The 16,379-nt window shown below is 46.6% G+C and carries 11 protein-coding genes and 1 pseudogene; 2 read left to right on the forward strand and 10 right to left on the reverse strand.

Annotated features, from left to right (window positions below; genetic code table 11):
- Nucleotides 1-206: 206 nt before the first annotated feature.
- Complete coding sequence (locus tag AC0YNZ_RS24700) at nucleotides 207-668, forward strand: hypothetical protein (RefSeq protein ID WP_475829144.1); 462 nt, start codon at nucleotides 207-209, stop codon at nucleotides 666-668.
- A 211-nt stretch (nucleotides 669-879) separates the two neighbouring features.
- Nucleotides 880-1,239, forward strand: a pseudogene (locus AC0YNZ_RS24705) (class I SAM-dependent methyltransferase); the annotation flags it as partial.
- 93 nt (nucleotides 1,240-1,332) lie between these two features.
- Here AC0YNZ_RS24705 and AC0YNZ_RS24710 read toward each other — a convergent pair.
- The 10 genes from AC0YNZ_RS24710 to AC0YNZ_RS24755 form a co-directional block, all read right to left on the reverse strand.
- On the reverse strand, nucleotides 1,333-1,755 hold the full coding sequence (locus AC0YNZ_RS24710; protein WP_475829206.1) for an HIT family protein: 423 nt from the start codon (nucleotides 1,753-1,755) through the stop codon (nucleotides 1,333-1,335).
- Nucleotides 1,756-1,811: 56 nt separating this feature from the next.
- Nucleotides 1,812-2,708, reverse strand: coding sequence for a response regulator (locus tag AC0YNZ_RS24715; RefSeq protein WP_475829145.1), 897 nt, complete (start codon nucleotides 2,706-2,708; stop codon nucleotides 1,812-1,814).
- A gap of 6 nt (nucleotides 2,709-2,714) precedes the next feature.
- Nucleotides 2,715-4,001, reverse strand: coding sequence for an ATP-binding protein (locus AC0YNZ_RS24720; protein WP_475829146.1), 1,287 nt, complete (start codon nucleotides 3,999-4,001; stop codon nucleotides 2,715-2,717).
- A 126-nt stretch (nucleotides 4,002-4,127) separates the two neighbouring features.
- Nucleotides 4,128-4,892 carry a sulfite exporter TauE/SafE family protein gene (locus AC0YNZ_RS24725; protein WP_475829147.1) on the reverse strand — a complete coding sequence of 255 codons (765 nt, stop codon included), beginning with the start codon at nucleotides 4,890-4,892 and terminating at the stop codon, nucleotides 4,128-4,130.
- Between the two features lie 21 nt (nucleotides 4,893-4,913).
- Entirely contained in the window at nucleotides 4,914-5,564 is a 651-nt protein-coding gene (locus AC0YNZ_RS24730; protein ID WP_475829148.1) for an amino acid ABC transporter permease, read from the reverse strand.
- Between the two features lie 15 nt (nucleotides 5,565-5,579).
- Nucleotides 5,580-6,233, reverse strand: a complete 654-nt coding sequence (locus AC0YNZ_RS24735; RefSeq protein ID WP_475829149.1) for an amino acid ABC transporter permease — start codon at nucleotides 6,231-6,233, stop codon at nucleotides 5,580-5,582.
- Between the two features lie 172 nt (nucleotides 6,234-6,405).
- Nucleotides 6,406-7,257, reverse strand: coding sequence for a transporter substrate-binding domain-containing protein (locus tag AC0YNZ_RS24740; protein WP_475829150.1), 852 nt, complete (start codon nucleotides 7,255-7,257; stop codon nucleotides 6,406-6,408).
- 20 nt (nucleotides 7,258-7,277) lie between these two features.
- A complete protein-coding gene (locus AC0YNZ_RS24745) occupies nucleotides 7,278-8,006 on the reverse strand; it encodes an amino acid ABC transporter ATP-binding protein (protein WP_475829151.1) in 729 nt (242 codons plus the stop codon).
- A gap of 500 nt (nucleotides 8,007-8,506) precedes the next feature.
- Nucleotides 8,507-14,920, reverse strand: a complete 6,414-nt coding sequence (locus tag AC0YNZ_RS24750) for a GH32 C-terminal domain-containing protein (protein ID WP_475829152.1) — start codon at nucleotides 14,918-14,920, stop codon at nucleotides 8,507-8,509.
- Nucleotides 14,921-15,212: 292 nt separating this feature from the next.
- Nucleotides 15,213-16,181, reverse strand: a complete 969-nt coding sequence (locus tag AC0YNZ_RS24755; protein ID WP_475829153.1) for a LacI family DNA-binding transcriptional regulator — start codon at nucleotides 16,179-16,181, stop codon at nucleotides 15,213-15,215.
- Between the last annotated feature and the right edge of the window lie 198 nt (nucleotides 16,182-16,379).

The following is a 16,379-nucleotide window of genomic DNA, read 5'->3' on the forward strand; positions in this document are numbered from 1 at the left end:
AACGAACGGTTACAAGCAAAACTAAACGGCCTCAGTCCGATGGAATTTAGGACCAAGGCCGCTTAATTGATTTTTGTTATTTGTACTGTCTACTTGACGGGGTGCAGTTCATAAGTGGCTGCCGTCTTCTTAGTTTAGTGGGATAATGTGGATTTACTTCAGGCAAACTACAGCTATAAAGATTTGACAATGCAGGAGATGAAAATGTGATTAAATTACAAGATGCAGAAAGTTATCTAAAAAAATGTCTTGAAGATGAACTAGGTGAAGATATTAATCATATATCAAAGTTTTGGGGAGTGTTCAAATTCTTTTCGAAAAAAGATGTTGGGGATGATGATCGTGATGTAGAGTCAGGTTTGCTCTTTGAATGTGGAATCTCCGATTCAACTGGTTTTTATCTTGGTAGAGTTTATGTAAATTTTGTTCGTCAATTTTCTGTTTATGAAAAGATTGGAGGGTACTCGCATATGGAACAACTTATATGCAATTTCACCTTTGAACCAACAGATGAAATAAGTAAACTGAAACATATTGCTCTATGGTATTTTTTTGATGAAGGCGGTGATTTAGAGGAGTATTTTAATGAAGTGGAAAATCATGAATCTTTCAAGATATCTTTGAAAAGTAAACCGATACAGTTCGAGATTTATCAAACTGAAGTTTGAACTAACAAGTACGAGGGAGTTAAATCGAAGGGGCTGCCACATGGTAGCCCCTTCATACAACTAACTAGCAGGATTGCTTAAACTTGTAGCGAATACTTCAAACAAATTAAATAGGAGTGATAACACTGTGAGTTTAATGCGAATAAAAATTCCAGCTGGTTATGCGATTACTTATAATAAATTTCATGATGTTGTTCCAATATCGATTGAAGCGTTTAAAGCAGATATATTAGATTTTCGCTTGGATTCCAATTTCGACATCCTTTTTTCAAGCGGCGTATTACATTATATTAAGCCTGAATATCGAAACGACATATTTAGTAATTATAAGCAATTTACAAATACAAATGGTATTCATGTTTTTAATGTGTTTGTAAACAAACCATTTATAGCTCCACCACCTGAAAAGGAACCCAATGCGTTTAAGTGGCATTCTGGAGAGTTACTTGCACAATATAAAGACTGGCTCATTAAGGACAGTTCAGAAGTTATAATTGACTGTAATTCCTCAGGCATCCCTCATAAACATGCAATGGCTAAAATGATTGCACAAAAAATTAGCTATCAATAAAAGGATTGGAAAATGGGCAAGAGCCTGTGACCAAAAACGACGACAACTCCAAATTACAAACATTAGATATCCAATCCTTAATGTAAATATCTTTCAACGTAAATGTTTAATCAGCTTATCCTTCGTTTCAGCCAGCCGCTCCTTTGCAAGAGCGGCATCTGCCGGCTCAACCCAAGCAAAACCGTCATTCTCGTACCGGGGAAAAACATGCATATGATAGTGGTTAAGGTCGTTAAACTTGCCGCCATTTTGAATGACCGAGATGCCGTCCGGTTGAAATTGCCGCTTTAACGCCTTTGCTATAAGAGCTGAAGCTTTCATGACTGCATGAGCGGTTATATCATCCAGCTCGTCTACGTCTACATAATGCTTTTTGGGAAGAATCAACACATGCCCTTCATTCAAAGGAGCAATATCAAGCAGACAAGCAATCCATTCATTCTCGTACACCGTATATGTATCCTGCAATTTGTGAGCAAGCCGGCACCCTAAACATCCGTCATATAGATCATCTATTGGATTCCAACCTCCTATTAATCGTATTCCGGAGCAAAGCCCAACCGGCTGCGTCTTTATTTAAACGGCTGACTTCTTCTTTTATCGAGCACCTCCAAGTAAAGCACCTGCAGAAACTTTTTAATATTGACCTTTCCTTTTCCCGGCTTCAGCCTTTCATCGATCTCTTTCATCTTCATACGAATATCTTGAAAATCAAAATAGAGCGGCGCATAATGTTCAAATTTAGGATTGCCGTAGTCCGCCAAGCCAATATTGGCGAGGTTTGAAAAAGCGCTCATGATCGTGCGGCGAATCCGCTGCTCCACCGCTTTGACCTCTCTTCCGGGATCGCGATGGGTACGGGCGGCGACCTCATACAATTCTTTTAGGGGCGGAAGCGACTCTGCTTTATGATGATGTATAAGATGCTCCATAATTTCAATCATGTCTCTGCATCCGATTTCGCCGATGATCCCCATATCCCTAAAAATAGGTTGAATAAATTCACGAACGGTCTGTTTTCTTTGGCTGTTCCCCAGATCCATATTCAGATTGCTGAGCTTTGCCATAGAGTCCTTGATTTCATTTAAATAGCGGCCAACCTTCCACAGCTCATTCACTTTGGTCAATACAGCTTGGACTTCCACCCGGTTAATCGGTTTATGAATATAAAATTCGATCCCCGCCTGATAAGCCTTGCCAATCATTTCTTTATTCTCGATTTGCGATATCATTACACACTTTCCGCTGTAGCCCTGCCGCTTTAAATGGTTTATCGTCACAATCCCATCCTGGTCCGGCATCAACAGGTCGATCAGCAGGACGTCCGGATTCGCACCAAGAACGGCCCGTTCGCCATCACTCCCGTTTTCCGCTGTAACGATTACCTCGCCAAGCCAGCTTTTTTCGATGATGCTTTGCAGCATCCGTATGCTCACCGCATCATCATCCACAATACCAAATGAAAGCATCGGTCATCACACCCCTAATTTCAATGTATTGGTCGAAAAAGCGACAACAAAGGTTGTTTCTTCGGACTGACCAGACGTATGTAAACACAGCTTGCCGCCTGATGAATGAACTATATCGCGAACATGGGATAAACCGATTCCGGTCGCCGCGCATCCCTCATCATTAAATTTCGTCGTAAATCCCGGTTCAAAAATAACCTCCTTATTCTGCACCGCAATCCCTGTTCCCGTGTCGGAAACGACAAGTACCGTTTCACCCTCCTGTTCATAAGCTTTGATCCGTACGGTTCCCTTCGTATCAATGGCTTCTACTGCATTTGAGACCAGATTGTTAAGCACGGTCAATAGCGGAATGTAGTGGGCTGTTGCGTAATCGGTTTCTATCCATTTTTCGAAATGGACCTCTTTCTTTAACATTTTACTGTAGCCGGCATTCGTGTTGATCACAAAAACAATGATTTCCTCAATGGTCATGTCGGAAGTCGTTTCCCGGTCGAACAGCTTCAGCAAGCCGGATAAAATGCGCTGGGAGTCCTTCTTCACTTCATGAATCTGCTGCGTAATTTCCAGTATAGACCGGCTTACTTCTTTTTCTCCGGCGTCGCTCAGCTTACAGTACAAACTATGACTTTTGCCCGTAATTTGCTCAATCGTATCCATCGATTTTTTCAAATAAAAAACTTCTCCGTACAAGCCAGAACCGACATTAAGCATTTGTTCCATCCGCTTTTGCTGTTCGTTATGAACGACCCGCATCTGACTTATAATAATGCTGCTGTACATACCAACCGCAAAGATGCTTCGTACTACGGAGGTGGCCCCTATCAGCATCCACTGCCCCTTGTACAGATAAGGCAAATCAAATAGAATACTGCGGGTCAGCAGCTCTACTTCATTGGATATAAAATCAATAAGTGAAATGATGCCAGTCAGCAGGAGCGGATGAAGCTCCGGTAAACGGCCTTGGACCCGCTTCATTCCCATTGCGAAAATGATGTAATAGAGCGCCGCCGATAAGTGAGTCTGCAAACTTGCAAAGAGCGAGAACGTCCCATAGGAAACGAATCCGTCGATGACCGTCCGGAAGACGAGCACCGTAAACCCCGTAACCAAGCCCGTATACACATAGGGCAGCTGCCGCATTAAGAGCAGGAATAGCAAAAAAGCGCTGCTGCCTAGTCCAATGCGAAACACTTCTCCGCTAAAGGGCGTTATTTTGAATTCGCCTGCTACCGCTGTAGCTGCAGCTGCCAGTATCATTTGCATACCGACGATACTCGTATATTTCCGCAAATCATCCCTCCCCCTCAGTTACAATCATTGTAAACAATGGGCTATTATTTTCATAGATATTTGTACCTTTCTTATATGCAAAATAGCCAACTTCGTACGAAGTCAGCTCATTGTTTGCTCTATGTGCTACTTTAGTAAATCCCAAACCTGCTTGCCGATCAGCAGTGTGCACACGACTATAAATAACGGCCTAACGTATGCCGAGCCTTTTCGGATCGCCACTCGCGAGCCAAGCAAGGAACCGAATATCATTGCGATTCCCATCGGAATGCCAACCTTGTAATTGACTTGGCCAAGCAGCATAAAGGTACTGAGGCTCGCAACGTTGCTGCCGAAATTCAACACTTTCGCATTGCCTGCGGCCCTTACAAAATCAAGACCGAGCATAAGAAAAGCAAAGATTAAGAAAGCGCCTGTTCCGGGCCCAAAAAATCCGTCATAAAATCCCAAGCCTGCCGCAGCTAAGGCCGCAAGCCAGGAGGATCTTGTCGTCAAGCCTTGAAAGTTAGAACGGCTGCCCCAGTTTTTGCGGAAAACGGTATATACGGTAATGGCAATCAGCATAACAATGACAATCGGCTTCAGAAAATCCGATGGGATTGATCGCAGCACTAATGTTCCAGCGACCGCTCCCGCTAAAGAGAGGCCAAACAATTTGGTTACCATTTTGACATCGACATGTCCAGACCGCATGAATGAAACCGTACTCGTCAAGGAGGACATCGTACCGGCCAGTTTATTCGTTCCAAGCACGACAGTCGTCGGCATTCCCGTTACAAGCAGAACAGGGACGGCGACCAATCCGCCCCCGCCTACCACAGAGTCGACAAATGCCGCAAGAAACCCTCCTGCGATGACAAGGATCATCATTTCCTTACTAAGCTCAAACATCCTGCTAACGACCCCTTAACGCTAAACGATTTTTGTCTCAAACCTTTTTGCAATTAATGATAAAGCAAAGTTAACGCCAAAGTACAAGACTGCGGCGAACAGAAGAACGGGAACGACATAATTATTGCTTTGTCCGATGACAATTTTTGATTGGTTCATAAGCTCCGGCAAAGAAATAACGACGGCCAATGACGTGTCCTTCAATAATGAAATAAATTGGCTGACAAGCGGCGGCACCATACGGCGCAGCCCCTGCGGCAGAACGATATGCCAGAGGGTGCGCATGTAGCCGAGCCCCGATGATCGAGCCGCTTCAATCTGCCCCTTATGAATGGAAGTCAAGCCGCTGCGGACGATTTCCGAAATCATAGCCCCTTCAAACAAGGTCAAAGCAACAATAGTAGCGTATACCGGACCCAGTTGAATCCCGATATCCGGCAAAGCGAATCTTGCGAAGAAAATAATGAGAAGCAGCGGCAAATTGCGCAGTATTTCGACGAGCAGGCCCAGAACCTGCGATAGAACAGGCACTTTCATATAACGGACCGTTCCGACAATAGAGCCTAGCACAAAGCTATAAACAATAGAGAGGAACGCCACTTTAAGCGTCATGTAAAAGCCATCAAGAATAAACCTTACATTTTCAATTGAAAAAGCATTGGCAAAATCCATCTGTCATCCTCCTTTCTACCCCCGTTTAGCCAGTCTTCGTTCCAATTGAAGCGCGATGTAGCTTAAAGGAAGAGTCAGCACTAAGTAAAATACAGCGACAAAAATATAGGTATCGAAGGTGGCATACGTTCTGCTGGCGATTTTATCCCCGAAATACATGAGATCCAATCCGGCAATAACGCTGAGCACCGATGTATTTTTAACCAGGTTAATAAACTGGTTGCTAAGCGGCGGGATGACAATTTTGATCGCCTGCGGCAGAATAACATATCTCATCGTCTGTACATACGTTAAGCCGGAGGACTGTGCCGCTTCCGTCTGCCCCTTCGGTACGGACATGATGCCCGCCCGGATCGCTTCCGCTATAAAGGAGGCGGTGTATACCGCAAGCCCGATTGTTCCGCACACAAACCCGCTTAATGTAATACCGATCGAGGGCAGGCCTAGGAAAAAAATATAAACAACGAGCAAAAGCGGTATGTTGCGGATAAATTCAACATATACCGTACCCGCCCACCGCAGCGGCCTGATGGACGATATCCGAAATACAGCAATGACTGTCCCCAGTACAAAGCTGCCGATTAGAGCATAGATACTGGAATAGATCGTGTTCACAAAGCCTTCCATATAGAAGTCAAAGTATTTGGTTAAGATCGAGAAATCCGGCATGATTTATCCCCCTTGCAAATCTGACCTGCAATCGCAAACGGCTGCCGCCGTCCTTTGGCGGCAACAGCTCGTTTCGCGGTGAAATATAAGCTTATTCTAAATGTGAAACTTATAAATTCTTATATTTTAAAAGAAGGGTGGCCGCGGCCACCCTTCTTTTGTTGTGATTGCTTTACTCGGAAGGCGCTGTCCCGATCCATTGCTCATAGATCTTATTGTAGTCGCCGCTCGACTTCAGCGCTGCCAGCTCTTTATTGACGGCATCCACCAGCGCTGTCTCGCCTTTCTTGATCGCGATACCGTACGGCTCATCCGTGAAAGGCTCGCCAACCACTTCATAACCGGCATCCTGTGCCATCATTCCGTACAGAATCGCGTTGTCCGTCGTTAATACATCTCCTTGGCCCGCTTTTAACGCGCCGAAAGCATCCTGATAATTATCAAACTCCAGCACGGTCGCATCAGGCGCTTTTTCGATAATGTTGTCTACGGATGTGGAGCCTTTAACGGCCAGTACTTTCGTTCCTTTCTTTATGTCGGCGATGCTTTTAATCGCACTTCCCTTTTTCACGAGCAAAGACTGTCCTGCTTTAAAATACACATCAGAGAAATCAACTTGCTCTTTCCGCTCCTCCGTAATCGTCATTGTCGCAACGATCAAATCAATTTCATTATTATCCAGCATCGGAATCCGGGTCTTCGAAGTAACTTCCTTCAGCTCAAGCTTAGTCTCATCTCCAAGAATCGATTTCGCCAGCGCCTTCGCGATGTCGACATCGAAGCCTTCGACTTCATTGTTCGCAGGATTTTTCAAGCCGAACAGCTTCGTATCGTATTTCACCCCGACGATGAGCTTGCCTCTGCTTTTGATCGTATCCAGCACCGAAGCGGAAGCATCCGGCTTAGCGCTTGCGCCTGAGCTGGTGTTAGCGCTGTTCTCTTTTTCGCCTCCGCAACCTGCGAGTACAAATACCGACATTACAATGAACATTAAGCTGCCTGCCAACCATTTCTTTGCCATCATTTCGAATCTCCCCTTTTATGCTAATGATTTAATACACGATTTAGAAACAAGCGTGCGCGTTCTTCGCGCGGATTGGAAAAGAATTCATCAGGCGACGCTTCCTCGACGATATGCCCCTTATCCATAAACACGACCCGGTCGGCTACTTCCCGCGCAAAGCCCATCTCATGCGTGACAACAACCATCGTCATCCCCTCATTCGCGAGCGTCTTCATCACATCCAGAACCTCGCCAACCATCTCCGGATCGAGGGCGGATGTCGGTTCATCGAAGAGCATCACCTGCGGCTTCATCGCAAGTCCCCTAGCAATGGCTACACGCTGCTGCTGTCCTCCCGATAGCTGAGACGGATATTGGTTAGCCTTGTCCTCAATCCCGACTTTCTCCAAATAATACATCGCGGTTCTTTCGGCTTCCTGCTTCGTCAGGCCAAGCACTTTCATAGGAGCTAATGTAATGTTGTCGATCACTTTCTTATGGGGATACAAATTAAAATGCTGAAACACCATGCCAATATCTCGTCTTAGCTTATTAATATCCGTCTTCTTATCGTTGACCGTATGATTGTTTACTTTCAAATCACCGCTTGTAATGGTTTCCAAACGGTTAATGCAACGAAGCATCGTACTTTTACCGGAACCTGACGGTCCCACTACGACAACGACCTCCCCTTGCTCGATCTGAAGATTAATATCCTTAAGTACATGGAAATCGCCGTAATGCTTCTCGACCTGCCGAAATAAGATCATCGGACACCCTCCTTCCCCATTCTCATCATTTTACCCGCTTGTTAGATATGAGTCAGAAAACCTAACATAATACTACGGATAAACTACGCAAACTTACAAAATCCTACATGTTACTCAAATATTTTTTCTGGCTTAAGCATCATTCACCGCCCGGCAGTTTAATTCGATTTTCTGAAACTATTTGCAGATCGTGATCCGATAACGGCGATTAAGTTTGATTACCGACGGAGTCAGCTAACATCGCCATTACCGCTGCGCGAGCTGCGAAGGATGTCCCTTCAAGCTCCTTGCACGAAAGCGCGGGGAAATCGGGAGATTTGAGTCAGTTTGAGGTACTTGCGCTGCAAACAGCAAGTGCGGGAATTTGTTTCAGGAAGCAGTAATTGTTCGGAATAAAGAAACGGCGGTTCAGGACTAACTCCCTGCACCGCCATTTCATTATCTTTACGCGTCATTGTTGATCTAAGCAAGCTGTCTCTGAGCTGTCTCTTTTGCGAGCTTTACTTTACGGGTACGTTAATATCGTCTACATTAAGGTGGCCCCAGCCGCCAGTGTTGTTATCTACAATCTTAATATAGCAATTGACGCCTTTATAAGCTGAAGCATCCCATATGACGTGTGAGAACGCCTCGCTGTTGGCGCCCGTCGCTTTTAACAGCTCGGCACCGTCGGACACTCTTACGAGAGCGACATAAAGATTCGAGAGGTTGCTGCCGCCGCCGATCAAGAAATCGATCTTTCCGCTGCCGCCGACAATGAAGTTTGCCGACTTCAGCACCCCTACTGCCGCATCTCCCGCTTTATATCCCCACAGGTGGTACACATTGCTCTTATTAAAAAATTCGCCCCAGCCCCAGTTTCTGGCATCCGAGACAACCGCATTGCTAAAGGCTGTACCACTGACTACTGTCCAACCGGTTAAATCTCCGGATTCAAAATCATGGTTCGTTAATTCAGCCGTCGCACCCAGTTCGTAAACGGCAAGGCTATTCAGCGTTACGTTTCCGCCCGTCGCATAAAGCTCAAGTCCATTTTTGGCTAGATCCGGGAAGATTTGATCCGTGATGGAAACCTTACCGTCATTACCGAATGCCTCGATGGAAGAACGGTCTACAAAAATCCGCATTTTGATCTTATTATTGTCCGCTGACATCGTTACTTCATGTTTTGCCGCAAAACTGCTGTCGAAATGCGATTCGCCGGATGCGGTACGGTCAACGAAAAACTTAGAATTCGTCTTATTGTAAGCAATCGTTGTGAAGTTGTCGCCGCCTTTACGCACTTTAAAGCCATACTCGGTTGCAGTGGCCGTATTGTTCTGGAATTCCGCAACAATTTCTACCGCATTTCCCGTCACGCCGGATAGGAGATTGCTGCCCGGCGTTATTGTTTGGTTCGTCCAGCTGCTGCTTGTTCCGCGTATGCCGGACAGCTCTGCAACCGGTGTTTGCGTCATTCTTACAGCGCCACCGCCCGTATCCGTCAGTTTGAGCTCGCGCGGAATGGTCATCGAGCTTCTCCAGACCGAGGTTGGAATGCTTTGCCCGTAATTCCAGTTATTCATCCACGAGAGCATGATCCGGCGGCCATCCGCAGCTGGAATATCGCTGTAGGAAATGCCGGCATAAAAATCGGAGCCGGAGTCAGCCCAAAGCACAGTACCCGCTGTATTATCATTTGTAAAAGTCGTACCGTTGAAGGATCCGACAAAATACTGCGTTCCCGATCCGCCGGCTGGAGCGCCATTGCTAATGCTGGCTGCCAATACCCATTTCGTATTAGCCCCATTGCCGTCAACCGCCAAAGGAAATAAATCCGGTACTTCCCATGTGCCGGCATGAGAACCGTCCGCGCTTCCAAACTCGCTGGCATACGTCCATGATTTTAGATTAGATGACGTGTAGATTCGCACACGGTCTCCCGCGGAAATAACCATCACCCATTTACTGGTGCCTGCATGCCAGAATACTTTCGGATCGCGGAAAACCGTCAATCCTGCAGGCATCGTAATAACCGGATTTGAAGCATATTTTGTCCATGTTCTTCCTTTATCGTTGCTGTAAGCGATGCTTTGCACCTGCGTACCGCCGCTTTCATGCGTAAATATGGCGACCATCGGTTTAACCGTGCCTGTTTGGAAGCCGCTTGTGTTGTTTGTGTCTACAACGACCGAACCGGACCAGATAAAGCCGTTCGTATCCGGTTCAAGCGCAATCGGAAGATCCTTCCAATTTACCATATCCGTACTGACAGCATGCCCCCAGCTCATCGGTCCCCATGTGGTGCCCGCCGGATTATGCTGATAAAACAAGTGATATTCCCCGTCATAATAAACAAGACCGTTCGGATCATTCATCCATTTCCGGTCCGGCGAGAAATGGATCTGCGGGCGATACTGCTCATACCGGTCTGCTGCCGTTATATCGCTTACCGTATTGTAAACATGGAAATCGTCAACGTTGATGTGACCCCATCCGCCCGTCGCATTATCTACAACCTTGATATATACCTGCTCACCGATATAGGCGGATGCATCCCAAAACAATCGGGTGTACCCTTCGTCGTTATAACCTGTCGCTTTCATGAGCTCCGCCCCATCGGATGCTCTGACGAGTGCAACATACTCATTGCTGAGATCATTGCCGCCCCCGATCAGAAAATCAATCCAGCCCTTTCCATACAGCGTAAATGTGCTCGATTTCATGACCCCGATTTGGCTGTCTCCGCCGTCTTTAAAACCCCACATATGGTATGTGGGGTTATGGTTGAATGGACGAGCCGGAGCCCAGTAAGTTGTATCTGTGCTTACATCAAGATTATTGAAAGCAGTGCCGCTTACAATCGTCCAACCGGATAAGCTTCCTGTTTCAAAGTCAGGGTTGGTGATGTTCGTCGTTGTTGGAGGCTGTACGGGTACTTGGAAGTCATCCACATTAATGTGACCCCATCCTCCCGTTCCATTATCCACAACTTTAATGTAACACTCGACTCCAATGTAATCGGAAGCATCCCAATAAACCCTTGTATACGATTCTTTGTCTCCGCCGCTTACTTTAAACAGTTCTTTACCGTCCGAGCTTCGGACGAGCGCAACATATTCATCATAAATATTGTTGCCGCCGCCTACCAGAAAGTTAATTTGTCCATTGCCGCCGAGAATAAATTTCTGTGAGCGGATCGATCCGGTTTGGCTGTCACCGCCGTCTTTGCCTCCCCATAAATGGTAGCTGCCGTGTTGATTAAAAGGTCCTCCCCGCCCCCAATCATTCGCGTCAGTTACATCTTGGCTGCTGAACGCATTGCCGCTTAAGATCGTCCAACCGGACAGATTGTCATCGAAGTCGCCATTGATTAATCCGTCATGGGCAGGCTCCGCTGTAACGGTAATCGCGCTGTTTGCAGTAAAGTTCCCGATTCGGGTTTTTGCCGTAATGGTCGCCGTTCCTACGGACTTCGCGGTTACCCTTCCGTTGACTACAGATGCTACCGCATTGTTGCTGGAAGTCCAGATGACATCTTTATTCGATGCATTCGCAGGTGAAACCGTCGCCCGCAGCAGCTGGCTGTCTCCATTAATGATCGTCTTGGATGCCGGCAGGGAAACGCTTGTCGGATTAACTGCCTCATATGCCGAATTCATTTCCCATACTTTCAGCTTCTTGATGACAACGGTACCCGTATCGCTATTGGCCCATATTCGAATGCCTTTCGCATCGCTGCGGGTCGGGTAAGCTCTTGTCGTTAATGCTTTGATGCCGTTCAAATACGATTCAACCATGGAACGGTCAACAAACGTACGCAGCTTAATATTTTCTGTACCGATGTCGGCGGCTCCGCCCTGATACCACTTCTCTACGTCTGGATTCAGGCTCGATTTGGTCCGGTTCACCCAAAATTCGGTCGAGCTCTTCTTGTAGTAAACGATCGTTTCTTCTTCCGCATTAGGGGAACGGCGCACACTTAGGCCGACTTCGTTCGCCGAGCCAGGATCAATTTCCACTTCAATTTCAAGCATATCCGAGGATATCGACGACAGAGCTGTATTCGCCGCCGCATAAGTCGTATCGGTCGTAAGATTGACCAGCTGCGTCCCTCTCAGCGTGTTTAATTCGGAAATCGGCTCCATCCCCAGCTTGCCGTCCTGACGAAGGTATACGCTTAGCGGCAGTCCGAAGTTATGGGCATAACCTGCGTTGTAGTCCATCGTTGCCGTTCTTCTGCCCTGCGCGATCGTATAAATGACCGTTCTGCCGTCAGGCGTATTAAATGCAGCCGGTCCGGTAAAATGATCCCCGACGTCAAACAGCTGCGGCTCTGCATTGTCCGGTGTGAAAGTAGCCGTCGTTTTATCCCATGTGCCGATCCAGTACAACGTATAGCGGGATTGGCGTTCGGTTTGCGCCATTTTGGCCGGGTTGATCATAAAAATATGCTTGCCGCTTGTTCCGAGCGGAAGCAGCTGCGGCAGCTCCCATACTTGTCCGGTTAACGGATACGTCGTCGCATTCCCGGTATATAACGGACCGCGGTAAGTCCAGGATTGAAAGCTCGAATCGGTTGTCGAATAAACGAGCGCCGTACCGCCTTGTCCGGAAATGCCGGATGTCACGAGCATGAACCATTCGTTGCCGTCCTTGAACACGAACGGATCGCGGAACTCTCCCGTCATCCCTTGTCCCGACTGCTGATCCACCACAACATTCATGTTTTTATTCCACTGATTCAAATCATTATCTTGATCGACCGGATAATTGCTTCTGGCAATATTTACGCGCTGATTCGGCGATTTTCTGTCATCTCCGGCCGTATAGAAGATAGTCGGTACGCCGTTATCGTCCACGACCGCTCCGCCGGCCCATGCGCCTTCGGGATCGACGTCATATCGGCCCGGAATAACGGCATCCTCCGCATCTCTCCATTTCACCATGTCGCTGCTGACCATATGCCCCCAACGGATATGGTTCCAATAAGGCCCTCTCGGAGCGCTTTGATAGAAAATATGATAGAGTCCGTTAAAATAGATGGCTCCGCCCGGTTCGTTCTGCCAATGTACGGGAGGCGCCGCATGGAACTGAGGACGCTGCGTGTCGCCCGCCATTACGCTGCGATCGATTTTTTCGTCTGCGGTTGGCAGGTTTCCGCTCAGCGCCGACACATAGCTGTTATATGCATTCTCTACCTCTACGGAGCCCATAACTTCATTGCGGATTTTCACTTCGTCCATCAAACCGCTGAACATGTTTAACGAGTAGCCATAGAGCCACATGCTCTGGCTGTTTTTTCCGATTAATAAATCGGTGGCGCTAGGTACAATTTGTTCGCCTGGAGGGAAGTGCGCCGTCGCCACTTGTTTCCCGTTCTGGTATAACGCCGCCATTCCGGTAGCGCTTTCATAGGTAGCAACAATATAAGACCATTCATTGAGAGGCAGCAATGTATCCGACATCACTTCACGCCAGCTGCTGCCTGTACCGAATTGAAAGCCCCATGTCCCGTGCCGGAAGTTGCCCAGTATGTAGCCTTCTTTCGCTTCACGGTTGCCTTGGCTGACAATTGCGGAAAGCCGGCCTTCATCGCCATGCTCAAAATTTCTTGGCGCAACCCATGCTTCAACGGTAACCGCTTTTTGCGGAACCGGAATTTTATCAGGCGTACGTGTGATCCATGTAGAGTAGCCGTCAAACAGCAGTGCGCTGTTGCTGATGCCGTCGCTCTTCCATAACGGATCCTGGGACGATTGATAGACACCGGTATTCAAATGATACTCAATCGGATCCGTCGTTCCCGTTACGGTTTCAGCGGCGGCCTTCCCCGTATTTTCATCCAGCTTCCAATGCCCCAGCAGCCCGCCTGCATACTGGGAATTCAATACATGAAAATCATCCGCATTGATATGGCCCCAACCGCCGGTAGCATTATCGACAATCTTAATGTACAGATCCTGCCCGATATAGGCTGATGCATCCCAAAATACCCGCTGGTACATTTCAGAATTGCGTCCGGTTTCCTTGAACAATTCCGTTCCGTCTGAAGACCTGACGAGCGCAACATACAGATTGCTGCTGTCTCTGCCCCCGCCAATTAAGAAATCTACACCCCCATTACCACCTAACGTAAAGGTTTCAGACTTAAGAACGCCTACATCCCCATCCCCGCCGGCTTTCGCGCCCCAAAGATGATAGCTGCCGTTCTTGAGGAACTTTCCGCCTTGGCTGTAATTCGTTTCGTGCGTCAGGCTGCTCGGAACAAAAGCATCTCCGCTGACAGTTATCCAGCCCTTGATCTCCCATGGGACAAGGTCCGTATATTCAAAATCATGATTATAGATGGCCGGCTCCACATGATTATTTAGCGAAGCGGTAGGCGGAACATTCACATCATCTATATTAATGTGACCGCTCGTCGAGCTGTCCACAATCTTGATGTAGCATACGGTTCCGATATACGCCGAAGCATCCCAGTTCACAGTCGAATAGGCATCCGTGCTGCTTCCTGTCGCTTTCAACAGCTCCACACCGTCAGAGTTTCTAACCAATGCGACATACAAGTTATTGATGTCATTGTCTCCCCCGATGAGGAAATCCATTAACCCATCGCCGCCTACGGTGAAGGTCTCCGATTTCATGACGCCAACCTTGGAGTTATCGCCCTTCCCGCCCCAAATATGCCAAAAATTATGCTGGTTAAACTTTTGCAAATTCCAATAATCGGTGTCCGTTGTAACATCTGCCGCGCTAAATGCTGTTCCGCTAACCGTCGTCCAGCCGTTTAAATTCCCGGATTCAAAGCTGGGGTTTGTAATGGTGGTCGCCGCTTTTACTATCGTAGGAGTGTTAATCATAAAAAAGCTCGATAACATAGAAAGAATGATCATTCTTGTTGTTAACTTTTTGAGCAGGCTTTTTCGTTTCATTGCATACACTTCTCCTCTAGTTAATTTCATTCGTTCAAAGCATAATCCCGCTACCCCTATCCCCCCCTTTCAAGAGATACCAAAACGCCTGATTGTAAGCGTTATCATAAAGAAAAATAAAGTCTCTTCTATATCGAAGTTTTATTTGAGTCGCTACCGCATAAACGTTTACGTAAACGTTTATATTTGCTGGCAATATTAAGATTATTTGAAACGTTTGATTTTGTCAATAAAAAAACTGCCCGCTATAAGCAGGCAGCTGAAACAAAAAGTTATTTTATTTAGATCAAATTCAAGTTGTTTCTCCTAATCTAAAAGTGACCGGCAGCTGATAGGTTTCCTGTTCCAATGTATGACCTTCGATTTTTCTAAATAGAAGACGCACGGCCGTTCGGGCGATTTCCTCTACAGGCTGCCTGATTGTTGATAACACTGGATGAAAGTAATGGTGGTCCTGGATGCCATCATATCCGATTACCTTTACATCCTTCGGAACTTGAATACCGCGTTTGCCAGCTCTCTCGATATATTGCGCTGCCAACATATCCGTGATAGCGAAAACGCCATCTACATTGCTGTGAAGCTCAAAGAAATCCTTGTAATAGGTATCGTAATCGCGGATCGGATCCGGCCGCTCATATACGACATAATCGATCCCCATCGTCTCGGCTTCGTGAACAAAACCCGCTCTCCGCTTCATAGTTTCACTGAAAACAGCAGTGACATTTCCAATAAAAGCAGGTTTCTTCGCGCCAGCTTTCACCAGTTCCCTAAGAGCCATACGGCCGCCTTCAAAATTGTCCGAGGTTACGCATGTGATTTTCTTGCTGAAATGACGGTCAATGCTGATCATTGGAATCTCATCGCTGACGCTGTTGTCTATTTCGTTGTAGGTAATCCCTAAGATGCCGGCCACCTTATCTTGCCGCAGCATATCCAGGTAATAGATTTCTTTATCAGGCTTCCTTTCACTGTTGCAAAGCAACAGTTTATATTGCTCGCTGTTAAGCTCATCTTCGATATAATACGTTAATTCCGAGAAAAAAGGATTCCAAATATTAGGAATGATAAGCGCTACCAATTTTGATTTTTTGCTGCGGAGACTTTGGGCGACGGAGTTCGGATAATATTTTAACGCTGTCATCGCTTGCTTTACCCTAGCCTTCGTATCATCCGCGACAAATCGTGTTCCATTTATAACATGCGAAACGGTGGCGATCGATACATTCGCCATCTTCGCGACTTCTTTTATGCTAGACATCGATCATAAACCTCACTTTATTCATTCATAGTGTTTCAATATGATGCAACCATTTCCTTTCCTTGATCACCAAAGCTTGCCGTCGATACTCTTCTGCAGAATACCTTATTAATAAAGAGTTGTAAACATTTGTGTATGAAGCTTTTTTAATATACTCTTCGAACTAAAAAAGCCGCGCAGGTATAATCCCCTGTTCGG

This window comes from Paenibacillus sp. J2L1-98 (assembly GCF_056269405.1).